Annotated in this window: 23 protein-coding genes and 1 tRNA gene; 6 read left to right on the top strand and 18 right to left on the bottom strand. The window is 61.8% G+C overall.

Annotation, left to right across the window (positions count from 1 at the left end):
• Positions 1-6 precede the first annotated feature (6 nt).
• The 9 genes from ACROUL_RS16720 to ACROUL_RS16680 form a co-directional block, all read right to left on the bottom strand.
• A complete protein-coding gene (locus tag ACROUL_RS16720) occupies positions 7-975 on the bottom strand; it encodes a type II secretion system F family protein (protein WP_431300580.1) in 969 nt (322 codons plus the stop codon).
• An 8-nt stretch (positions 976-983) separates the two neighbouring features.
• Entirely contained in the window at positions 984-2,420 is a 1,437-nt protein-coding gene (locus ACROUL_RS16715) for a CpaF family protein (RefSeq protein WP_431300579.1), read from the bottom strand.
• Positions 2,421-2,440: 20 nt separating this feature from the next.
• Positions 2,441-3,697, bottom strand: a complete 1,257-nt coding sequence (locus ACROUL_RS16710) for an AAA family ATPase (RefSeq protein ID WP_431300578.1) — start codon at positions 3,695-3,697, stop codon at positions 2,441-2,443.
• A gap of 248 nt (positions 3,698-3,945) precedes the next feature.
• Positions 3,946-4,596 carry an OmpA family protein gene (locus tag ACROUL_RS16705; protein ID WP_431300577.1) on the bottom strand — a complete coding sequence of 217 codons (651 nt, stop codon included), beginning with the start codon at positions 4,594-4,596 and terminating at the stop codon, positions 3,946-3,948.
• A gap of 4 nt (positions 4,597-4,600) precedes the next feature.
• Positions 4,601-6,022 carry a type II and III secretion system protein family protein gene (locus ACROUL_RS16700; protein ID WP_431300576.1) on the bottom strand — a complete coding sequence of 474 codons (1,422 nt, stop codon included), beginning with the start codon at positions 6,020-6,022 and terminating at the stop codon, positions 4,601-4,603.
• Positions 6,023-6,228: 206 nt separating this feature from the next.
• On the bottom strand, positions 6,229-7,074 hold the full coding sequence (cpaB, locus tag ACROUL_RS16695) for a Flp pilus assembly protein CpaB (RefSeq protein ID WP_431300575.1): 846 nt from the start codon (positions 7,072-7,074) through the stop codon (positions 6,229-6,231).
• A gap of 114 nt (positions 7,075-7,188) precedes the next feature.
• A complete protein-coding gene (locus ACROUL_RS16690) occupies positions 7,189-7,371 on the bottom strand; it encodes a hypothetical protein (RefSeq protein ID WP_431300574.1) in 183 nt (60 codons plus the stop codon).
• Positions 7,372-7,565: 194 nt separating this feature from the next.
• Positions 7,566-7,754, bottom strand: coding sequence for a hypothetical protein (locus ACROUL_RS16685; protein WP_305569018.1), 189 nt, complete (start codon positions 7,752-7,754; stop codon positions 7,566-7,568).
• A gap of 293 nt (positions 7,755-8,047) precedes the next feature.
• Positions 8,048-8,242 (bottom strand): hypothetical protein, encoded by a 195-nt coding sequence (locus tag ACROUL_RS16680; protein WP_431300573.1) that lies wholly within the window; start codon positions 8,240-8,242, stop codon positions 8,048-8,050.
• Between the two features lie 364 nt (positions 8,243-8,606).
• On the opposite strand from ACROUL_RS16680, the gene ACROUL_RS16675 reads away from it, so the two are divergent.
• Entirely contained in the window at positions 8,607-9,461 is an 855-nt protein-coding gene (locus tag ACROUL_RS16675) for a lytic transglycosylase domain-containing protein (protein ID WP_431300572.1), read from the top strand.
• 77 nt (positions 9,462-9,538) lie between these two features.
• Positions 9,539-9,718 carry a hypothetical protein gene (locus ACROUL_RS16670; protein WP_431300571.1) on the top strand — a complete coding sequence of 60 codons (180 nt, stop codon included), beginning with the start codon at positions 9,539-9,541 and terminating at the stop codon, positions 9,716-9,718.
• A gap of 43 nt (positions 9,719-9,761) precedes the next feature.
• Here ACROUL_RS16670 and ACROUL_RS16665 read toward each other — a convergent pair whose 3' ends face one another.
• From ACROUL_RS16665 to ACROUL_RS16650, 4 genes are all read right to left on the bottom strand, one after another.
• Positions 9,762-10,403: a 3-oxoacid CoA-transferase subunit B gene (locus tag ACROUL_RS16665; RefSeq protein ID WP_431300570.1), complete on the bottom strand. Its 642-nt coding sequence runs from the start codon at positions 10,401-10,403 to the stop codon at positions 9,762-9,764.
• Positions 10,400-11,104, bottom strand: a complete 705-nt coding sequence (locus tag ACROUL_RS16660; protein WP_431300569.1) for a CoA transferase subunit A — start codon at positions 11,102-11,104, stop codon at positions 10,400-10,402. The genes ACROUL_RS16665 and ACROUL_RS16660 overlap by 4 nt, the downstream gene beginning before the upstream one ends.
• Before the next feature lie 74 nt (positions 11,105-11,178).
• Positions 11,179-12,393 (bottom strand): META domain-containing protein, encoded by a 1,215-nt coding sequence (locus ACROUL_RS16655; protein WP_431300568.1) that lies wholly within the window; start codon positions 12,391-12,393, stop codon positions 11,179-11,181.
• Positions 12,394-12,460: 67 nt separating this feature from the next.
• Positions 12,461-13,498: a hypothetical protein gene (locus tag ACROUL_RS16650; protein WP_431300567.1), complete on the bottom strand. Its 1,038-nt coding sequence runs from the start codon at positions 13,496-13,498 to the stop codon at positions 12,461-12,463.
• 113 nt (positions 13,499-13,611) lie between these two features.
• Here ACROUL_RS16650 and ACROUL_RS16645 point away from each other — a divergent pair.
• Positions 13,612-13,697 (top strand) — tRNA-Leu (locus ACROUL_RS16645).
• Positions 13,698-14,015: 318 nt separating this feature from the next.
• Here the strand turns inward: ACROUL_RS16645 and ACROUL_RS16640 are convergent.
• Positions 14,016-14,765 carry a hypothetical protein gene (locus ACROUL_RS16640; protein ID WP_431300566.1) on the bottom strand — a complete coding sequence of 250 codons (750 nt, stop codon included), beginning with the start codon at positions 14,763-14,765 and terminating at the stop codon, positions 14,016-14,018.
• Positions 14,766-15,348: 583 nt separating this feature from the next.
• Between ACROUL_RS16640 and ACROUL_RS16635 the strand changes: the two genes are divergently transcribed.
• Together ACROUL_RS16635 and ACROUL_RS16630 are read left to right on the top strand one after the other, a co-directional pair.
• Positions 15,349-15,960: an autoinducer binding domain-containing protein gene (locus tag ACROUL_RS16635; protein WP_431300565.1), complete on the top strand. Its 612-nt coding sequence runs from the start codon at positions 15,349-15,351 to the stop codon at positions 15,958-15,960.
• Between the two features lie 57 nt (positions 15,961-16,017).
• Positions 16,018-16,605: an acyl-homoserine-lactone synthase gene (locus tag ACROUL_RS16630; protein ID WP_431300564.1), complete on the top strand. Its 588-nt coding sequence runs from the start codon at positions 16,018-16,020 to the stop codon at positions 16,603-16,605.
• 387 nt (positions 16,606-16,992) lie between these two features.
• Here the strand turns inward: ACROUL_RS16630 and ACROUL_RS16625 are convergent, their stop codons facing one another.
• Complete coding sequence (locus ACROUL_RS16625) at positions 16,993-17,508, bottom strand: Hsp20/alpha crystallin family protein (protein ID WP_431300563.1); 516 nt, start codon at positions 17,506-17,508, stop codon at positions 16,993-16,995.
• Positions 17,509-17,596: 88 nt separating this feature from the next.
• On the bottom strand, positions 17,597-18,436 hold the full coding sequence (locus ACROUL_RS16620; protein WP_431300562.1) for a Crp/Fnr family transcriptional regulator: 840 nt from the start codon (positions 18,434-18,436) through the stop codon (positions 17,597-17,599).
• Positions 18,437-18,681: 245 nt separating this feature from the next.
• Here ACROUL_RS16620 and ACROUL_RS16615 point away from each other — a divergent pair, with 245 nt between their 5' ends.
• On the top strand, positions 18,682-19,440 hold the full coding sequence (locus ACROUL_RS16615; RefSeq protein ID WP_431300561.1) for a Crp/Fnr family transcriptional regulator: 759 nt from the start codon (positions 18,682-18,684) through the stop codon (positions 19,438-19,440).
• 88 nt (positions 19,441-19,528) lie between these two features.
• Here the strand turns inward: ACROUL_RS16615 and ACROUL_RS16610 are convergent, their stop codons facing one another.
• A complete protein-coding gene (locus ACROUL_RS16610) occupies positions 19,529-19,885 on the bottom strand; it encodes a phasin family protein (protein WP_431300560.1) in 357 nt (118 codons plus the stop codon).
• 67 nt (positions 19,886-19,952) lie between these two features.
• Positions 19,953-20,102 (bottom strand): hypothetical protein, encoded by a 150-nt coding sequence (locus ACROUL_RS16605; RefSeq protein WP_431300559.1) that lies wholly within the window; start codon positions 20,100-20,102, stop codon positions 19,953-19,955.
• Positions 20,103-20,249 lie beyond the last annotated feature (147 nt).

Genomic DNA, 20,249 nt, shown 5'->3' with positions numbered 1-20,249 from the left:
TCGGCCTCATACCTTGATGTTGGTCATGATCTTCATGAAGATGATGTTGACCGTCAGGAACACCGCGACGACCAGCGCTGTCGGGATGAAAACGGACGTCTCGCGGACTTCGTCGTAATAGTCGGGCTGGATCACGTTGATCATGATCAGCGCGAGAATCGGGAAGGCCGACAGGAACATGCCGGACCATTTGGCTTCGGCGGTGATCGCCTTGACCTTGCGGAAAAGCTTGAAGCGCGCCCGGATCACCTTGGACAGACCTTCGAGAATTTCGGCAAGGTTACCGCCTGACTGCTGCTGGATCGCGACGGCCACGGCGAGGAAGCGCAAATCCTGGCTGTCCATCCGTTCAGCGAAGGCTTTCAGCGATTCCGTCACGTCGCGGCCATAGGCGGCCTCGTCGGCGATGATGCCGAATTCGGACCCCAGGGGATCGGGGATTTCCTTGGCGACGATGCCGATCGCGGCCGAGAACGGGTGGCCGACGCGCAATGACCGCACCATCAGTTCGATGCTGTCGGGAAGCTGTTCTTCCAGAAGGCCGATCCGCTTTTTCGCCTTGTTGTTCACCCAGACGTAGACGCCGCCGATGCCCATCGCCACGGCCAGCACGGCGCGGATCATGGCATCCGCCGAGGTGGCCACAGTCAGGGCAAGGAACGAGAACACCGACAAAAGCGCCATGATCCCGATCAGCGCCTTTGGCGAGAAGGCGATGTTGGCCTTTTGCGCCTTTTTGGCAAGGATCGAATAAAGCGGGATGTTCTTGGCGTTGAGATGCTGGTTCATCTCTTTGCGAAGCTGTTCCAGCACCTGTTCGCGGTTGGAGTTCTTTTCCAAAAGCGAAAGGCGGCGGCTCATCCGGCTGTTGAGGCTGATGGATTTGCCGAAGACGGTCAGGTAAAGGCCTTCGACCAGAACCACGACCGCGACGAAGATAAGGACGTAGATCAGGGGGGCTGCGCTGATTTCCATGTCGGGCCTCAGACCACGGGTTCATAGATGGAAGCGGGCAGGTCGTAACCCCACTGGCGGAAGCGGTCGGAATAGCTGGACCGGATGCCGGTGGCGTTGAAGCGACCGATGATCTTGCCGTTCGGTTCGATGCCAAGGCGTTCGTAGCGGAACACTTCCTGCATCGAGATGACCTCGCCTTCCATACCGGTGATTTCGGTGACGGAGGTCATGCGGCGCGTGCCGTCCTGCAGGCGGCTGGCCTGCACGATCAGGTTGACGGCCGAGGCGATCTGGCTGCGGACGGCTTTGAGCGGCATTTCGATACCAGCCATTGCGACCATGTTTTCGAGACGCGAGATCGCGTCGCGCGGGTTGTTGGCGTGGATCGTGGTCATCGAGCCGTCGTGGCCAGTGTTCATGGCCTGCAGCATGTCGATCACTTCCTCGCCGCGCGTTTCGCCGACGATGATGCGGTCAGGACGCATCCGCAGGGCGTTGCGCAAGCAGTCGCGCTGGGTGACGGCACCCTTGCCTTCGACGTTGGCGGGGCGGCTTTCCATCCGGCCGACGTGGACCTGCTGCAATTGAAGTTCGGCGGTGTCTTCGATGGTCAGCACGCGTTCGTGGTTGTCGATGAACGACGACAGCGCGTTGAGCGTGGTGGTCTTACCCGAACCCGTACCGCCAGACACGATGATGTTCAGCCGGCAGGACACGGCGGCCTGAAGGTAGGCGGCCATTTCTTCGGTGAAGGCGCCGAAACGGACGAGGTCTTCGACCTTCAGCTTTTCTTTCTTGAACTTACGAATGGAAACCAGCGAGCCGTCCACCGCGACCGGCGGCACCATTGCGTTGAAGCGCGAACCGTCGGCAAGACGGGCGTCGACGTAGGGGTTGGATTCGTCGACCCGGCGGCCCACGGCGGACACGATCTTGTCGATGATGCGCAAAAGGTGGCGTTCGTCGCGGAAGGTGATGTCGGAGAGTTCCAGCTTGCCCGCGCGTTCGATGAAGATGCGCTTCGGGCCGTTCACCAGAATATCGTTGACGGTGTCGTCTTTCAGCAGGGGTTCCAGCGGGCCGAGGCCCATGACCTCGTCATAAAGCTCCTGCGTCAGGGACTGGCGGTCTTCCTTGTTCAGCGCGACGGACATCTCGTCCAGCGCCTCGGAGGCGAGGGAGGAGATTTCCTGACGCAGGCTGGCCTCGGACGCGGATTCGAGGGCAGAGAGGTTGAGGTCTTCCAGAAGGCGCTTGTGGATCTCGAGCTTGAGTTCCATCAGGCGTTCTTTGCGCTTTTTCTCCTTGTCGGCGGCCAGCACCTCGGCAGGGGTCTTGCCGGGAGCCAGGGCAACAGGGGCACGCCCCGTCAGGCTTGGCTTTTCGGCGACGGCGCCGACGGCTTGCGCGGGCGCCGTGGTGGGGCGGCCGGGAGCGGCGTCTTTCTTGAAACGGCTAAACACAGGCGAACCCTCTCTTCAGGTCAAACTTTTCCGGCTTCGGCGGCTTTGTTAAGGTCGTACAAGGACTTGGCGAGTTTGTGCAGTTCCTTGCGCAGAACGTTCTTCGGCGCGCTTTCCGCGATCGGCAGGCCGTGGTCGTTGGCTTGGGTGACCTGTTCGCCACCGTCGGGCATCTGCACTTCGATGGCGATATCCAGGCTTTCGGCCATGCGTTTGACCCGGCTTTTGGCGCTGAGGTCGGTGAATTTCGGTGCGCGGTTCAGCACGTAGCGCAGCTTTTCATGCGGCAGCGCCTCGGCCTTGAGGGCGCGCACGAAGCGCAGGATGTTCTGCGCCGAACGCAGGTCAAGCTCCAGCAGGGCGAAGTAGACATGCGCGCGGGTCAGGATGGTTTCCGTCCAGCCGACCACGGTCGAGGGCATGTCGACGATGACGAAATCGAAGTTCGCCTGTGCCATGTCGAGGATGCGGCCGATGTCTTCGCCGGTGACGATGTCAAGCGGCAGCATGTCGGAGGGCGCGGTGAAGACGTGCAGCTTTTCGTTGAAGGTGAGCATGGACTTCAGGAAGCTGTCGCTGTCGGCCGAGGCAGTATCGCCCAAGATTTCCATGACAGCCTCGCGGCGCGTCAGATCAAGGTAGGTGGCGATCGAGCCGAACTGGAAGTCGAGATCGAGGATGCAGACGCGGGGGGCGTCCGTCGGGGTGATGGTGGCCAGTTCCCACGCGAGGTTGGCCGCAAAGGTCGAGGCGCCGACACCGCCGGACATGCCGTGCACGGGAAGGATCACGCCGTGGCGGTCGCCTTTGGCACGGAAGGTGGGGACGACTCCGCCATCGGCATCGACGGACGGGGGCATGACCGGATCGGGGCGGCGCAGGCGTTCCAGCACGTCGTGCAGGGCGCCTTCGGGCAGCGGGTAGGGGACGAAATCGTCGGCCCCAAGCTTCAGCATCTGATGCAGGATGGTGGGGCTGATCTGGTTGGCGATCAGCACGACCTTCACCTTGCGCGCCTTGGCGGCTTTGATGACATCGCTGATCTTCTGAAGCTCGGTCTCGTCTTCGCTGTCGACGGCGATGGCGATGAATTGCAGCGCGGAGCTGTCGGGCTGGCGCAGGAAGACCAGCGCATCATCAAAGCTGAGGTCACCCCAGGCCTCGCCCAGTTCATGCTCCATGTCGTCGATCAGGAGGTCGAAGCGCTGCACATCGCGCGAAACGGTGCAGGCTAGGATCGGCGCAGGATCCGGCTGAAGCGTGGCAGTGCTCGACATACTCGTATCGTCCTTTTCAGTGCCCGGACCGCAAACCCCGTCGCTACCACGCGATTGTGGCAGCATTCAGAAACAACGACTGGGACGCGGGGTGCGGTTCGGCAGAGGTCCAGTTTCGATGACCTTGCTCAGAGATGGTGGCGATAATTGGGCCAAAAGCGCATTAATGTTGGGTTTCTTCACAGTTTGGAAACGACGAAGGCCGGGCGATGGCCCGGCCTTCGAAAGTTCTTGCGGTCGCTGGCGGATTATTCGCCGCCGGTTACCTGCGTTTCGATCACCACGTTTGTCGGGTGCGGCCGGACAGCGCTGCCGACATACTCCCGCCAGATCACCTCGGCGTATTTGCCATTCAGGATCAGCGGGGCCGATTCGACGAAACCCGAGACTTCGGTGACGGTGCGGCGGTTGCGTTCCTCGGGTGCCGAGGTCTGGATGATCGGGCGGGTCTTGCCGTAGGACACCACCGCCTCCACCCGCGACTTGGAGATGCCGAGCGAAGTAAGATAGGCAACCGCAGCCTGGGCGCGGCGCAGGCCGAGCCGCTGGTTGTAGCTGGCCGAGCCGACAAGGTCTGTATGGCCGAACACGCGGAAGCGCACTTCGGGGAACTGCTTGATGAAGTTCGCCTGGGTCCGCAAGATTCCGCGCGCCTCTTCGGTCAGCTGCGCCGAGTTGAAGGCGAAGTTGATCGTGTCGGGCACCTCGGCCGAGAAGCGTTCGGCGAGGGCGACGGTGTATTCGAGCTGACCCGACTGTATCAGGGTGTTGTTCATGGTGGCGTTGCCGAAATCACCCTTGTCGACCCCGGACCCGACTTCGGTGTCCCACGAGTTGCCGCAGGCAGCCAGCGCGAGGATGGCCGATGTCGCAAACAGTTTGGAAAACATGCCGGTCATCGCCTTACTCCATCACATAGCCGTAGGAACTGCTGAAGTCCTGCCGGGCCACTTCGCCTGCAGCACCCTTGGTCGTCCCGCCATCTACCTGCCCGTTGAGGAACAACTGGCGTTCCGTCGGGATGCGAACACGGTCGGTCGGCAGGGCCAGCGCCTCGCCGGAAACCGGGGTCACGAGGTGCGGGGTGATGATGATGACAAGTTCGGATTGCGAGCGCTGGTAGTCGGCGCTGCGGAACAGGGCACCAAGCACCGGCACGTCGCCAAGCCACGGCACCTGACCGTTCAGATCGCGGAAGTCATCCTGCAAAAGCCCCGCGATGGCAAAGCTTTGGCCATCCCGCATTTCGACCGTGGTCGAGGTCTCGCGACGCTTGAAGCCGAGGAGGCTGAGGCCGTCGCCGACGTCGACCGATACGGTCGGGTCAAGCGACGAGACTGCCGCGTTGACGGTCAGGTTGATGATGTCTTCATCCACAACGGTAGGGGTGAAGTTCAGTTCGACACCGAAGGGCTTGAATTCGACGGTGATGTTGCCGTTTTCCTGCGCGGCCGGAACCGGATATTCGCCACCCGCAAGGAATTTGGCTTCCTGCCCGGAAAGCGCGGTCAGGTTGGGTTCGGCCAAGGTGCGGACCATACCCTTGGATTCCAGCGCCTCGACGAGGACGGAGAAGCCCACATCGCCGATGCCGAAGCCGACGGCAACGCCGCCGCCTGACCCTTGGCTGCCAAGCTGAAGTTCGGTCGACCCGGGGGCCCCGATGGTGCCGCCTGGCACGAGGTTGCCGGCGCCGAGGCCGACAGATACGCCGCCGTCCGTGCCGCTGCCAGTGATGGTAAGGCCGGAACTGAGCGCCTTGCTGACCGAGCGCTGCATTTCTGCAAAGCGGACCTTCAGCATGACCTGCTGGGTGCCGCCGACGTTCATCAGGTTGGATACCCGGTCAGGTGCGTAACGGTTGGCCAGATCAAGCGCGCGGTCCAGTTTGGCGGTCGACGAGACGACGCCTGACAACACGATGCCATCGTTGGCGGTGCGAACCTCGATCTTTTCGCCGGGAAGGATCTGCTGGAGCCGTTCCTTGAATTCGGCCACGTCGGGCGTGACGTTCACGTCGACGTTGGAGATCAGCTTGCCCTCGGGTGACAGCAGCGTGAGCGTGGTGCGCCCCGGAGCCTTGCCAAGAACGTAGATCGACCGATCGGACAGGGTGGAAATGTCCGCGATGCCCGGGTTGGCGATGGAGAGTTCAGCGAAGGGAACGTCGCTTTCGACGACGACGGCCCGGTTCATCGGAACGTTAAGTGCTTCGGACGCTTCGCCCTGCATCACGCGCAGGACTTCGGCGGAAACCGGCGTCATGGCTGTGGTGCCAAGAATGGCCCCCAGACATCCGGCCACAAGAATTCGTTTCATGCTCATGTGATCTGCCCTTTCGATCACGCCTCGGTTCGGGTCTTAGCGCCCATAATTCTGCAACCATGCAGGACATAAGGTTTATTTGCAATAATCAGATGGTTGGAAGGTTTTGTTGATGTGGATAACATGCAACAGCGCGCAAACTCTGGCGCAAATGAAAAGGGCGCGGCCCCATATGATGTGGCCGCGCCCCGCAATTTCTGGTTGTTTCACTCTTTGCAGGGGATCGGGATTTCGACCACGTCGGCGCCCTTGCGGGTCTTGATGGTGCAGACCTGAGCGGCCTCGACCTGCTGGACTTCCTGTTCCTGGAAACCAAGGAGGGTGTCGCCATCGACCTCGACAGTGCCCGTCGCCACGTCGGTGGCATCCCCAACCAGCGACATCGACAGGCTGCCCGTTGCCTGAGCCTGCGCCAGCCGCGCGATCTGTTCGGGGGTGCCGGCGACGGTGATTGTCTGGGCCACGGTGCCGAAGGAAGACTGGCCTTGATCCGACGCGTTGTCGACCGCGATGACCTGAATGGCGGATTCGATCAGGCGCGTAATCTCGCCATTGGAGTTGGAGGTGCTGCCGGTCCAGTAGATATCAATGGAGTCGTCTGGCTGGACGAAGTTCGCCACGCCCGAAGCAACGCCGACCTTGATCGCGAAGGCGCGCATCCCCTTGCCAAGCTTGCCGGTCAGGCCGGCCAGCGCGCCAGGTTCTGTCACGCGGGTTGCTAGAACCGGTTCAAAGGCTTCGATCGAGCGCATCAGGTAGCGCGGGCCGTTGGCATTTTCGGGGAACAGCAAGGCTTTGTCGCGGAAAATGTTTTCCGGCAGTGCCTTTTCGGGCCAGTAGATCTGCACGACATCGTCCGGTGACAGTGCGTCGCCGTATTTCTTGGGCTTGTTCACGACATAAACTTGAACAAGCGTTCCGGCCTTGGCGTTCAGCTCGCGTTCACGCTGTAGCGCGCTTTGCGTCTGCCCGATGAAGTTCTGCGCCATGTAGACGGCTGCCCCCGCAAGCGCGAGGCCGGCCAGAAGGACCAAACCGAAGATAGCTCTCATCTTCCATCACTCTCTCTTGCCCGGTGCGGAGCGGCCGATCCCGGGTCTCACATTGCCGTTCATCCACAACCGCGCGGCGTTCAAGCCGGAAGCAGCCGGGACGGGTGGCGGGGTCTACTCTACCGAGGCCAGGAAGGCGCTTGCGGCGCCAAGGCGTTCGGCGATGTAGGCGGCGAGTTCGCCAACCGAAGGGATAATGAGCGGCATCACGATGATGACCATGGCCACGACGCTTGCGGTCAACACCACAAAGTCGACGGTTACGGCGCCATCGTCATCCTGGAGAAAGGCCTTCATTGTGTGGCGCATCCGTCGTCTCCGTCTCACTGGCGGGTTGGCGTTCTTTGACAAGTTTGGCGTTTGAATACGGCGAAACTAAGGGCCGCAATCAGGCATTTCTTTGGAAGCACGCCATCCCTGGCGGGATTTCAAGAAAACGGGCCGCGCTTCAGCAGAAGCGCGGCCCGTGTTGGTAGACTGGCGTCAACCGATCACGGGGTGCCGTCAGCAGCCTTCATCGCGGTGCCGGCAGCGCCGATTTCGGTGCCGATGTCGGTTGCGAGGGTGGACACGGCCGGACGCACGGCGGCCAGAACGATCAGGCCAAGGCCCACGACAGCAGCGGTCAGCACAACCCAGTCAACGGTTACAGCGCCGGTTTCGTCTTTGATGAAGTTCATGAACATGGTCGAGATCCCTTTCTGGGGACTGAGGACAAGTGTTTGGCAACCGCTACAGCTCGCTTGGGTCTGGCTTCAGATCCGTTGTTCCGTTCGGTCTGAGGGCATTTGGCGGGTGAATCGTGGCAAGAGTTGGGAAGGCAAGAGGTGTTTTTGCGCCCACCCGAAGAAAAATTCACTTATTTGCAAGGATTGTGCGTGCCGAGCTGGCGAAGGCCTGCAGGGCAAAAAGAAACAGGCCGCGCTTCGATCGAAGCGCGGCCTGGTTCATCATGACCCGAGGGTCAGATCGATCACGGAGTGCCGTCAGCAGCTTTCATCGCGGTGCCAGCAGCGGTGATCTCGGTGCCGATGTCGGTGGCGAGGGTCGAAACAGCCGGACGCACAGCGGCCAGAACGATCAGGCCGAGGCCCACAACAGCAGCGGTCAGAACGACCCAGTCAACGGTGACGGCGCCGGTTTCGTCTTTGATGAAGTTCATGAACATGGTGGTATCCCTTTCCAAAGGTGCACAAGGTTAAGTCAGCAACCGCTCCGGCTCGCTTCGGTTCAGCGTCGTCTTGCTGTCCCGTTGCCGTTCGGTATGCAGCCATATAGCCCCCCAATCGTGGCGGCAGTTTGGACACCGAGGGGCGTTTTCGGACGCACCCAAGAAAACTGCGAAATAGGGGCTAAGCTAGCCAAAAGGATAGATTCTTTTCTAAATGCACCGTTAAGCACTCTACCTGAGGGCGTGGTTTTTTGGTCAAATCTGGCGGAATTGCCATGTTTTGTGCCCGAAACTGCTGGTCGGAGGGCCGATTCTCTGCAAGCGTCCCCGCAAAAGAACAATAAGAGCAGGCATACCGCAGATGCGGACCACGACAGGCGCGACACTGGCGATTCTGTGCGTCCTTGCCCCGTTCATGGCGGCGGCAGAGGATTTTTCTTTCAAGCGTATCAAGGTGGGTGAAAGCCTGCCGGGAAAGCGCATCACGGTGCAGATCGACCCGGCGGAACAGGCACGGCGGCTGGCTGCCCTGCCCAAGGTGGACCCCAACCCGGTCCGCGACCATCCCGAACCGAAGTCTGCAGAGACCGGGCAGGAGCCGTCCGGACCGGCGCCGAAATCATCTTACGCCTGGTTCTGGGATACCGTGCCGACGGGGATGACCGAGGTCTCGGGGCGATTTGATCTGGCGCTGTCGGCGCTGGCGCAGGGCCCGGGGGGAACTGCGGTCCGGGGGCCAAGGCTGCAGCACATGCAGGAGATCGCGGAATCCTACGGCACCGACATTCTGAAGGCCACGATCGGTACACGGGTTTCTCCGGCGCTGGTGCTTGCGGTGATCGGCATCGAAAGCGCAGGCCGGACCGAGGCAGTGAGTTCGGCGGGGGCGGTGGGGCTGATGCAGCTGATCCCCGACACCGCCAAGCGGTTCGGCGTGACAGATTCGACCGACCCCGTGGCCAACATCAAGGGCGGCGTCGCGTATCTGGACTGGCTTCTGGGCGAGTTCGACAATGATCCCTTGATGGTGCTGGCCGCCTACAATGCCGGAGAAGGTGCGGTGCGGGCAAACCAGGGCGTGCCGCCCTATGCCGAGACGCGCGATTACGTGCCGAAGGTGCTGGCCGCGTGGCAGGTGGCGCAGGGGTTGTGCCTGAGCCCACCGCAACTGGTGACCGACCCTTGCGTGTTCCGGGTGATCGCAGCAGGCGGCTGAGCCGCGGAACAAACAAATCAGACTGCTGTTCCTTTGGTGTCCGGTCTCGAGCCGGGCTTTATGCGAGGAGCATGACCATGGCCAAGGGAACACAAGGCGGCACATCCGAGCAGCACGCCAAAGCGGGCAGCCAGAGCCACAAGAACGACGGCAAGCAGTCCGGTACTGGCAACAAGGGTGACAGCAGCGGCAAGCAGGGCGGCACGTCCGAGCAGCACGCGAAGGCGGGTAGCCAGAGCCACAAGAACGATCGTTAAGGATGCTGGAAGGGCCGGGGGGAATTCCCGGCCCTTCCAGTCTTCAGACGATCGTTGCTTCGGTCGCGGCGCGTAGCTCGGCTTCGGTCACGCCATCGGCCAGTTCGACGATGTGCAGACCCTTGTGGCCGACATCGAGCACGCCAAGGTTAGTGATGATGCGGTCGACCACGGCCTTGCCCGTCAGCGGCAGGGTGCATTCGCGCAGCACTTTGGATTCGCCGTGCTTGGAGGTGTGGTCCATGACCACCACGACGCGGCCGACGCCGGCGACGAGGTCCATCGCGCCGCCCATGCCCTTGACCAGCTTGCCGGGGATCATCCAGTTCGCCAGATCGCCCTTTTCGCTGACTTCCATCGCGCCAAGGATTGCCATCGCGATCTTGCCGCCGCGGATCATCGCAAAGGACTGGGCGCTGTCGAAGTAGGCGGTTTGCGGCAGTTCGGTGATGGTCTGCTTGCCGGCGTTGATCAGGTCGGGGTCTTCCTCGCCCTCGAAGGGGAAGGGGCCCATGCCGAGCATCCCGTTTTCCGATTGCAGCGTGACGTTCACGCCCGCCGGGATGTAGTTCGACACCAGCGTCGGGATGCCGATGCCGAGGTTGACGTAGGTTCCGTCCTGCAATTCCTTGGCCGCACGGGCGGCGATCTGGTTGCGGTCCCAGCCTTTTGCCTCGCTCATCATGCGGTCTCCTTCTTGCGGACGGTCCGGTTTTCGATGCGGTTCTCGCGGGCGCCGCCGATCAGGCGGTGGACGTAGATGCCCGGGACGTGGATCTTGTCGGGGTCGAGGCTGCCTAGGGGCACGATCTCTTCGACCTCGGCCACGCAGATCCGGCCACAGGTGGCGGCGGGGGCGTTGAAGTTGCGCGCGGTCTTGCGGAAGACGAGGTTGCCCGACGGGTCGGCGCGCCAAGCCTTGACGATGGCAAGGTCGGCGACGAGGCCGCGTTCAAGGATGTAGGTCTGGCCATCGAAATCCTTGTGCTCCTTGCCCTCGGCGATGACGGTGCCAACGCCGGTGCGGGTGTAAAAACCGGGGATGCCGGCGCCGCCCGCGCGCATCCGTTCGGCAAGGGTGCCTTGCGGGTTGAATTCCAGCTCCAGCTCGCCCGCGAGGTATTGGCGCATGAATTCGGCGTTTTCGCCGACGTAGGACGAGATCATCTTCTTCACCTGCCGGGTCGCCAGCAACATCCCGAGGCCGACCCCGTCGATGCCTGCGTTGTTCGAGGCGATCGTCAGGTCCTTGACGCCCACGTCGCGGATCGCTTCGATCAGCTGTTCGGGAATGCCGCAAAGGCCAAACCCGCCCGAAGCGATGAGCATTCCGTCGTGCAGTATCCCGTCCAGCGCCGCCTGCGCAGATGAGTAGACCTTTTGCATGCATCCCCTCCCGAAGCTGTCGTTCGACATATGGGCGGGGGCAGTTCGGGAAGTCAATTGCCGCGATGCGGCATTCAGTGGGGCGAAGTGGGGGTCAGGGTGGCGTGCGGATCGCCGCCAGACAGGAGGATCAAGCTGCCGTCCTCGGCGATGTCGAAGCCGTCGACGGTTGCCAGAAGCGCCAGCCAGTCGCGTTCCAGGGCCATGATCGGTTCGGGGCAAGCCATCATAGTCATTCCGCCGGGCGACAGCGTCAAGCCTTCGCCGGTGAGGGTGAGGCTACCCATCATGCGGTTGCAGCCGGACAGGCCGGAGATCCGGTCCTTGTCGACGGCGAGGGTGATTTCGACCTCGGGCAGAAGGGTGACGGTTTCGGCTGAGGCAAGGCGCCAGGTGCCTTGCAAAAGCGTGCCGGGATCGCCGCCGCAGCCGTCGAGAACGGCGTCGCCGCGTGTCACGGTCGCGGCGTAGGGGTAGGGCATCCCGGTCATCGTATCGCGGCAAAGGGCATCGGTGACCGCGACGGTCAGGCCATCGGCGGCAAAGGTGGTGGTCAGGGGCGCGGTGGTGGCGGGGGCAGGCAGGGGCGTTGTCACCCGGTCGCCGGATTCGGTGGACAGGGTGATGCCGTCGGGGGCAAGCGTGGCGACCCAGCCGGGTTCGTTGCCGCGCAGGGTAAGGGGCAGGGTAGTGGGAAAGCCGGGCAGGCATTCGGGCAGGAACATGTCCGGCAGCACCACCAGCGCGCGGTTGCCATTCAGCCAGACGCTGTTGCCGGCAGCGTCGGCAAAGTGGCCGTCCGAGGCGGCAGGGTCCGGGGCTAGGGTGTAACTGCGCCCAGCGACACGCATCAGCGCGCCGGTTTCGGTCAGCGTGACGTCGGCGCGCATGTCGCCGCAGAGGAAAGTGTGGCTGTAGCCGATGGTCACGGGCCGCTTCAGGGCCACGGTGCCAAGATCCAGGTCGGCCTCGCCCGCCGCGACGGGGACCGCTGCGGAGGTCCAGGCCGCCGCGCCATCGACGAAGATGGCGGCGCGCAAGGTGAGCGGGCCGGTGTCTTCGGTTGTCAGCGCGAAGGGAAGGGGAACCTGCCCCTCAGCCTCGGCCCGCTGTTCGGCGCGGGTTCCCGGCCCGGACAGTTCCACCAGAACCTCTGCCCCGGCGGGCAGGGCGATGCGTTCGCGGTAGGCGAGGGTGCCGGTCACATCACGCGCAGAAGCGGCGGTAGCGGCGAGACAGGCCACCAGCGTCAGGGCAAGCTTTGGTGTACGGAAAAGGTTGGTGGGCATTTGCAAGTTCCCTGCGCGGCTACGCGGGCAGGATGGCGCAGGGCAGGGCACGCGTCAAACCGCCACCTCAGCCTTGTGCCGAAAGATGCTGCCAAAGGTTAATGAAAGCCGTTGCGTTGTGCTGGATATAGTCGATCTGCACCTTTTCGTCGCCGTCGCCCTTCCAGAACTGGCCCTCGGCATACCAGCCAAGCTGAAGCTCCAGATTGGTTTCGGCCGCGAAGAGGCAAGCGGCAAGGAGATCCGCGTCAAAAAGGCCAGGATGTCGGTCGCTGAGCAGCAGGAAGCGGGTCAGCGCCTCGGTCCGGCACGCGATTGGGGTCGAGGCGCGGCGGGCGTGATAGCCGGTTTCGGTGGTGATTGCCCGCATCAGCGCGCCCAGGTAGCGGCGCACGGTCAGCGGGTCCCCGAGACCGCGTTCCGCCGCCTCGCACGCGGCGTATGCCATCCAGTGACTGTGTTCGGGGATGCCGTAACCCCGCGCCATCAAGCCTTCGGCCACCGCGACCATCGCGGGATCGGTGCAGCCGGTGTCAAGCAGGCCAAGGATGACCTCGCCGGTGTAATAGTCAGAGCGGAAGGGCAGGACGGTGCCGTCGTCGATCCGTCGCTTGTGCAGGAAATCGCCGCCCTCGATCTGTGCCAGCGCATAGGTTTGCAGGGCGGATATGGTATCGTCCAGGGGTTCCGGCATGACTTCGGACGACAGCCCCTTTGGCAGGGCGCGGCGGTATTCGGCCAGCATCACCAGCATCAGCCCGATGCCGCCGGTCTTGACCGCCTCTTTCGTCACAAGGGCAAGGCTTGGGTCCGCAATCCAGCCGGGGCGTTGCAGCTTGCGACCGGCATAGGCGGCGGCGCGTTCGATGGCGCGAAAGCCCGCCGCGCCGGGATCGAGGCCCATGTCGTTGACGGCTCGCAGCATGAACCACAGCGTGCCGCAGTGGCGCAGCATGTTGTAGCCATCGAGCGGCGTGTCAGGGCGGCCCGCAGGATGGGCATAGACAAACCGCCCGTCCTTTCGGACGAGGCGCACCAGATGCGCAAGACTGTCGGCCACAATCTGGCGCGGATCGAAGGTTGTCTGCGGCGTGGCGAGGGCCATCATGTCATCCCGGTGGTGGCGATGCGGGCAGTGTGCGGATTGGCGCGCGGCTGTCAAATCCCGTATCCACCCCTTTCCGCCCCCGGCAAAGCCGCTATGCTGAATGCCCGCGTGCCCGCGTGGTGAAATGGTAGACACTGGGGACTTAAAATCCCTTGGCCGTACGGCCGTGCCGGTTCGAGTCCGGCCGCGGGCACCATGGTAAGCTGTAAAGTATTTATACTTTACAATGTCTTGAGTTAATTGCTCTAATCCTTTGGGCTCCTAGCCATTGGCCTTGCATCCCTCGAGATCGCACTGAAAGAAGGCTTTAACCTAATGCGCAACTTGGGCGGTGCCATAGGTATGGCGCTGCGCCGACCCTCCATGACAAACGGCGCGCGGGGGGGATGGTGGTGGGCTAGCATTGGATCCAATGCGGCCGGACATCATTCGTAAGGTGTCCCAGGGCTTGGCATGAAAAAGCGACGGCAGATTGCTCTGCCGTCGCCGATATCATTCAAATTGCTTATCTAAATCACTTCTTCGGCTTGTCGTTCTTGGGGCCTCCCTTGGAGTCATCGGAGCCCTTGCCATCGTCCTTCTTGTCGTGCTCGGGCTTCGACTTCTCAGACTCGTCGGCGTCGTTATCTTCGCGGTCGTGCTGTCCGCCAGCGCCCGTGCCTTTCCCCGGATTGTCCTCATCCACGCCATCCGCGTCGTTGCCGTGACCCTTGTCGTGATCGCCGCCCTTCACGGGTTTCTCTTCCTCTGCGACCGGAGCTTCCGGCTTGGGCTCGTCGACCACAACCTCCTCCTCCTGCGGAGCAGCCTCTTCCACGTCCGGCACCTTGGGCGGGGTCGGTTCGGTCTGCTCCTCGATGACTGGAGTTTCAGGATCAGAGCCGTCTTCGATGTCGACGACGGGAGGTTCATCGTCAGAGCCGTCTTCGATGTCGGCGGCCGGCTGGGGCGCCTGGTCAACCGGCTCGTCGACTGTGACCGGAGGCGCGGCCTCGTCAGCCGGCGGTTCCTTGGGAGCGTCGACAGGCGGGATGACCTTGATCGGCGTCTCTTCCTCGGGGATCACGGCAGCGCGCCGTGCCGGTGTGGATGCCTTGACGCGGGCATCATTCACACCGGCACCGAACGCACAGTTCGCGTCGGATAGGTAGTAGGCATTCGATCCGGCGATCTTCCTCACTTCGCAACCATAGATAACCTTTGCACTCGCTACCGACGAAGATGCGCAGACAGCAATAACTGCGCTTAGGAACACGTATTTCATGACAAACCTACACTCGTTAAACGTCTGAACCTGCCTTCCTTCGGCGCCTTCGTGCAGCGCTGGAAGCCATGGAAAGGTTAATGCCACCGGCAATTCGGCATAGCCACGAGGTTCGTTTGCACCTGTCCGAAAAGACAAGCCATTGTCGCCCTTCCGCGTTCAGTTTCCGCGTGGTTAAGCGATCGTTAATCAATGCAGGGAAAGGGCCATCTTTCTGCCACAGAAGCACCCTTCCAATGCCATATTGTGATTCGTTCAGGCGGTGAAAGGCATCCTTCAGGTTCGCTGGAAGTCGATGCTGCGTTGATTTCGACTGTCTCGCGTCAATTTTTCTGATCCCTTGTTCTCACCGTCATGACGAACGAGAAACTGGTTGGGCACCGGGGATATAGATAGACGCGAAGCCGCAACCACAACCAATGGACCGGACGGCCGGGCAAAGCGCGCGCCGCTGTCTTTCCAGCCACTCAGAACATCGTTTTTCTGACATTTTTTTGCTGCCTCGTGGTCTTGCTACAGAACCGTTTGGCCCCCATACCGAAGGTCGGTTGTGGACGGACTGGCTGGCAGGACCTCGGGATTTATGATGCAGGGAAAGCGGTTACCTGAGTTATATAAGGAAATGGATGAGCTTGCACCGCAAGGCTACGCTGTAGGTTTGCACATCCGCTTTGCAACGCCGCTTGTGTACTATTCGAAGTATCCGCCAAAATGGGTCGAGTACTACAACTCAAATTCCTACTATTTGCGCGATCCTCTCGTGTTCTGGGGCGTTGGGACTACGGGAACGCGGCGCTGGAGCGAGATCCCGCTTCCAGACCCGTTCGGGGTTCTGAAGAAAGCTGCCGGCTACGGGATGAAGTTCGGCGCGGTGTCGTCCTATGGCCCGATCACGTCGCGCTCGATGGCGGGCATCTGCCATAGCGAACGGGAATTCACGGACGAAGAAATGGATACCCTGACGGACATCACGGCTCGGCTGCACATAGCGGCCAAGCCACCGTCAGAATTGACTGGAGCGCAAATCGAAGCGCTGCAATGCGTCGCGAACGGGGACCGACACACGGCCGCGGCAGCAAAGCTGGGAATATCGGAAAGCGCCTTCAAGGCGCGACTGACATCGGCGCGCATCCGACTGGAAGCGAGAACGACATCTGAGGCACTGAAAAAAGCGCGTGAGTATCGGTTTTTATGAGGATGTGCAGCCGTGCCCGCTCAGGCATGACCGCTGGGTTCAGAAAGAGACGATGAAATGGAAGTGACGACTCTCTCTTACGACAACCTGCATAAGCACGGGGAGTTGTTCGCCAACATGTTCCGAGCGCGGCACCGTGCTTTCATCCAGCATAACAAATGGAGCCTGCCCGAAGCCGATGGGATGGAATTCGACCAGTATGACACCCCGGCCAGCCGCTGGCTCGCGGTCCATGAAAACGGCGAGGTTCTTGCAGGAATCCGACTGACGCCCACCACGCATCGGTGCGGCATCTATTCCTATATGATCCGCGACGCGCAGAAGGGTCTTCTGGAAAGCATCCCCACCAACCTCCTGAATTTTGAAGCTCCGGTTGCTGGTCATGTTTGGGAAAGCAGCCGGGTGTTCGTTTCCGACACGGTGCCTGCGAACATGCGCCTGCGGGTCCAGTTGCAGTTACGCCATGAAATGGTGGTCTCGGCCCGCGCCGTCGGCGCTACGCAAGTACTCGGCCTCATCCCCGAAAGCTCCCGCCGATTGGGTCGCAGGGTTGGCCTTGAATGTGAACCGGTTGGGCCGCTTCTCGATTTGGACGGCGTCGAATGTGTCTGCGTCGCTATCGATATGTCCGGCAAGCTGCACTAACGCCCGAAGCGTTCAGAAGTCTCCGACTGACGATTATCTTGCCGCACGATTGGTCCGGCCCTTGCTCCCGCAGGTTCCGGCAAGGGCCAACTTTGCAAAGCGGTCTCGTAGATCACACCGGGTCCCGCGCAGATGGAGCGGCTGACCACGGCCTCTGCGCCGCCGCAGGATGCTGCCTGAAGCACCGGGACAGGCCGATTCACTTCCGGCTGCGGGCACCACCATTCCTTTGATTAACCAAGCCGGACGTTGTGCATGACCCCGCATGGGCGTTCGGCACGGAAACCTGAGCATCGACACGGGCGGAACCCGGGAAAAGACAAGGGCCGCGACGAGCGCGGCCCTTGAAAGCGGCCTTGGACTGCCAGGGACAGGACAGGGGGGACCCTAGGCCGCTTTAACCTCGATCTTGCGTTCCTTCTGGATCGCGGCGGGAGACTTGGGCATCGTGACCTTCAGAACGCCCTTGTCGAACTGCGCCGAGATCTTGTCGGCATCAACGGTTTCCGGCACCCGGAACGACCGCTGGAACGACCCGTAGCTGCGTTCGCGCAGGTGATAGTCGCCTTCGTCCTCGACGCGTTCCGAGGACTTTTCGCCCTTGATCGTTACCATGCCGTTGGACAGCTTCACCTCGATCTGTTTCTCGGTCAGCCCCGGCAGTTCGACCTGGAGCTCGTATCCGCCATTGCGTTCGACAAGGTCAACCGGCGGGCTTGCGATGCCGAGTTCCGGCAAGGCGAGCGCCTTGTGGGGCCACGCAAGGCGCAGGTCGGGCCAGTCGACATCGGAAAACAGGCGGTCGATCTGCTGGCGGAGCGCGCGGATCGGTTCCCAATCCGGCACCGGAGTGCCGACGGCACGGGAAGGCTCGCGTTTCACTTCGATCTCGGTCTTGGTCATTTTCAAATCCTCCTGGTAAGGTCGATCAGACTGAAACATTGATAGCAAAGCCGGCCTTTCGATCATTGACCGGCGTCAACGGCCCCGTTCATCGGCCGCAAAAGCAGATAGGATCGGCGGAATCCGGGGCGACAAGGCTTTCGATCTGGTGGCGGCGGATCGCCAATCCGGTGGTCATCCTGTCGAACAGCCCGTCGATCTGCCCGCGGGCAACCAGACCGGGGAGGTCAAGCAGCCGGAAATGCGCCGGGTCCCTGATCTCGATGATACCCGCCTCGTCAAGCCTGTGAACGATCCGGCTGATTGATTCGACCGTGGTTCCAAGCAGGTCTGCGATGTCCTTTCTGGGCAGTTCGACCGAAAGCACCCCGGTGCCGTCAGGTAGCGGCTGAAACGGCATGAACCTGGTGGACAGCGCCAAAAACGCGCAGAGCCGTTCTTCCGGCCCAAGGGCACCAAGCGACCAGGTCAGCCAATGGAGCCGGTCAAGCTGATCCTGCTTTTGACGAAAGAAGTCGGCCCGCAATGCGTCGTTTTCGGTGACCAGAGTTTCGAACTTGCGCCGGTCAATCCGGCAGAGGCTGCTTTGAGTGGCCGCTTCGACGCTGACTTCGCCGCGGAATTCGCCATCAAAGCCGACGATCTCTCCGGGAAAGAACAGGGACAGGATCTGGCGATGCCCGTCATAGGCGTGGCGTTGCAGACGCAGGATCCCCGATCTGATGAACCACACATGCTGACCGGGTGCGTCACCTGCCAGCACCTTGTCGTCCGGGGCGCGGTCTTCGCGGTAGCGTGCCGCACCGCAGATCATTGCCCGGCCAAAGGGCAAGCTGCATCTCAAGGGTTCGGGCTTTCGGGCGGTCTCTACTGCGGCCATGATGGCATGCCCGTTTGTCACCGGTGCCACCGAAGTGAACTGATTCATGAACTTCCCCCAAGCTACGTCCTGTCACCCCGGCACCGGCGGCACGACCTTTAAGATCTGGCGGCTGTGAAAAGGCGCAGGATTCCGGCACAACGACTCGATCTCGTTGCGCGACCAACGTGGAACGGGCGGAAAGGCGTTGCATTGATCATTGTCAACTTCGTCGCGACAAATGCGTTTATTTGATAGTGTGGGCCTGTGGCAGGATTCTTCCTGCAGCATAGTTGGTAACGGGGGTTTGCCAGATGACAGATCAGATGACGACGGCGCACGCGCTGAAGGCCTTGGCAACACAGGGCAATGGTCTGTTGGAGAAGCTTCTCAGGGCTTTGCCGCCCGAAGTGTCAGAGAGGCTTCTGTTGCAAGCCACGTTTCATGACGTGGCCGCCGGGGAAACAATCGTTGAACGCGGCACCCAGTCCAGTGATGTGGGCTATGTGCTGGATGGCACGCTTGCCATGGTCCAGAGTCTTGAGGATGGGCGAAAGCACATCGTCGGGCTGCTGGTCCCGACCGACATCTACGGGCGTCTCTTCGACGGGCCTTCAAGTTATCGGATCGAGTCGTTGTCAGCTGCGCGAATCCTGTCCTTTCCGCGCGTGAGTTTCGAGGCGGAACTGCGAAACAACCCCGAAGCGGAGCGGCTGTTTCTGGTTCACCTGCTGGACGAGGTCGATGCCGCGCGGGAATGGTTGCTGTTGATCAGTGGCCGCAAGGCGGTGAACCGCCTTGCCGCTTTCCTGAATGTTCTGGCACGACGGTCAAGGTTCCGACGGGTTGTCGGCCCGGCCTTGGTGCATGTGCCGTTGGCGCGCAAGGATCTTGCGCATTATCTGGGTGCGCGGCCAGAGACCCTGAGCCGGGCCTTCCGCGAGTTGGAAGCCAAGGGCGTGTTGCGGATGGTCGATCCCTATCATTTGGAGATTTTGGATGAAGAGGCGCTGGTCGATGCGTCGGGTGATGATCTGACGTTCGAGGAAAGCCCGCATCGCAGAGCGCTTTGACGGGCGAACTGCCGATCGTCCGCGCGTTTGCGAAGACGTGGTTCAGTGGCGAAGGTCCGGGTGGCGATTGGCCACCCCGCCAGACTGGCTAAAGCGGCACATCATCGTAGCGACGTGCCTTTGACGCCACGGTCAGCCCGGAAGCTGTGGCCTGCTGCAACATCTCCAGCAGCTTGCGCGCTTCGGCTGCGTACTGAGTCTGCGTGGCGGTCATGTAATCGGCCTGAACGGCGCGGACCTGATCCAGTGAGGTGCAGGACAGCATCGCTTGCTGGGTCTTGATGTCCTGTTGCAGGCGGTCCCAGGCAAAGCGGACAGCCTCGGCCCCGAAATCCATCCAGGCCTGCGCGGCCAGGCGGCCGGCCGACATGGCAATTCCCATTCCGGCGATGCCTGCCGGATCGGCTGCGTTCGGGGTTTGGGGCTTCGGCGGTTTCGCGGGCATTCCTGTCTTCCTTTTCTGTGGCGCGACCGGTGCCAATGACCGGTCGCTTACGGATGATCGCCTTGCCTCAGGGTGCGACGGTGCAGTCGTTGGCATGCAGCGTCTGGACCGGGTCCTTGGGACCGCAGGTCTCGCCACTGATCGGATACTGGTTTTCGGTACAGCCTGTGACTGCAAGCGCCATCAGGAAAAGGGCAAGCGGCAGGATCGGTTTCATCGCGCTGGTTTCCATTCGTTGGTGACGGAGTCGAACGCGGCGACTGTCACCGGAAACGGAACGCGCCGCATTGATCACGATCAAGCGACCGCGCGATGCGGCTGTGAAGCGCGTTCATCACAGGATGACCTGCGTCAAGGACAGGCC

The organism is Tabrizicola sp. BL-A-41-H6 (assembly GCF_050632395.1).
Lineage (GTDB): Bacteria > Pseudomonadota > Alphaproteobacteria > Rhodobacterales > Rhodobacteraceae > JAUYQR01.
The sequence above is the reverse complement of the archived record's forward strand: the minus strand, read 5'-3'. Positions and strand labels throughout refer to the sequence as shown.

What these genes read in the sequence shown, in the direction of transcription:
- ACROUL_RS16665 (WP_431300570.1), bottom strand. Translation starts at nt 10,403, where the DNA reads ATGATGAGCGAGGCAAAAGGCTGGGACCGCAACCAGATCGCCGCCCGT.
- ACROUL_RS16680 (WP_431300573.1), bottom strand. Translation starts at nt 8,242, where the DNA reads ATGTTCATGAACTTCATCAAAGACGAAACCGGCGCCGTCACCGTTGAC.
- ACROUL_RS16650 (WP_431300567.1), bottom strand. Translation starts at nt 13,498, where the DNA reads ATGGCCCTCGCCACGCCGCAGACAACCTTCGATCCGCGCCAGATTGTG.
- ACROUL_RS16675 (WP_431300572.1), top strand. Translation starts at nt 8,607, where the DNA reads ATGCGGACCACGACAGGCGCGACACTGGCGATTCTGTGCGTCCTTGCC.
- ACROUL_RS16710 (WP_431300578.1), bottom strand. Translation starts at nt 3,697, where the DNA reads ATGTCGAGCACTGCCACGCTTCAGCCGGATCCTGCGCCGATCCTAGCC.
- ACROUL_RS16655 (WP_431300568.1), bottom strand. Translation starts at nt 12,393, where the DNA reads ATGCCCACCAACCTTTTCCGTACACCAAAGCTTGCCCTGACGCTGGTG.
- ACROUL_RS16720 (WP_431300580.1), bottom strand. Translation starts at nt 975, where the DNA reads ATGGAAATCAGCGCAGCCCCCCTGATCTACGTCCTTATCTTCGTCGCG.
- ACROUL_RS16625 (WP_431300563.1), bottom strand. Translation starts at nt 17,508, where the DNA reads ATGACCAAGACCGAGATCGAAGTGAAACGCGAGCCTTCCCGTGCCGTC.
- ACROUL_RS16615 (WP_431300561.1), top strand. Translation starts at nt 18,682, where the DNA reads ATGACAGATCAGATGACGACGGCGCACGCGCTGAAGGCCTTGGCAACA.
- ACROUL_RS16610 (WP_431300560.1), bottom strand. Translation starts at nt 19,885, where the DNA reads ATGCCCGCGAAACCGCCGAAGCCCCAAACCCCGAACGCAGCCGATCCG.
- ACROUL_RS16605 (WP_431300559.1), bottom strand. Translation starts at nt 20,102, where the DNA reads ATGAAACCGATCCTGCCGCTTGCCCTTTTCCTGATGGCGCTTGCAGTC.
- cpaB (WP_431300575.1), bottom strand. Translation starts at nt 7,074, where the DNA reads ATGAGAGCTATCTTCGGTTTGGTCCTTCTGGCCGGCCTCGCGCTTGCG.
- ACROUL_RS16620 (WP_431300562.1), bottom strand. Translation starts at nt 18,436, where the DNA reads ATGAATCAGTTCACTTCGGTGGCACCGGTGACAAACGGGCATGCCATC.
- ACROUL_RS16635 (WP_431300565.1), top strand. Translation starts at nt 15,349, where the DNA reads ATGATGCAGGGAAAGCGGTTACCTGAGTTATATAAGGAAATGGATGAG.
- ACROUL_RS16705 (WP_431300577.1), bottom strand. Translation starts at nt 4,596, where the DNA reads ATGACCGGCATGTTTTCCAAACTGTTTGCGACATCGGCCATCCTCGCG.
- ACROUL_RS16630 (WP_431300564.1), top strand. Translation starts at nt 16,018, where the DNA reads ATGGAAGTGACGACTCTCTCTTACGACAACCTGCATAAGCACGGGGAG.
- ACROUL_RS16640 (WP_431300566.1), bottom strand. Translation starts at nt 14,765, where the DNA reads ATGAAATACGTGTTCCTAAGCGCAGTTATTGCTGTCTGCGCATCTTCG.
- ACROUL_RS16660 (WP_431300569.1), bottom strand. Translation starts at nt 11,104, where the DNA reads ATGCAAAAGGTCTACTCATCTGCGCAGGCGGCGCTGGACGGGATACTG.
- ACROUL_RS16670 (WP_431300571.1), top strand. Translation starts at nt 9,539, where the DNA reads ATGGCCAAGGGAACACAAGGCGGCACATCCGAGCAGCACGCCAAAGCG.
- ACROUL_RS16685 (WP_305569018.1), bottom strand. Translation starts at nt 7,754, where the DNA reads ATGAACTTCATCAAAGACGAAACCGGCGCTGTAACCGTTGACTGGGTT.
- ACROUL_RS16690 (WP_431300574.1), bottom strand. Translation starts at nt 7,371, where the DNA reads ATGAAGGCCTTTCTCCAGGATGACGATGGCGCCGTAACCGTCGACTTT.
- ACROUL_RS16700 (WP_431300576.1), bottom strand. Translation starts at nt 6,022, where the DNA reads ATGAGCATGAAACGAATTCTTGTGGCCGGATGTCTGGGGGCCATTCTT.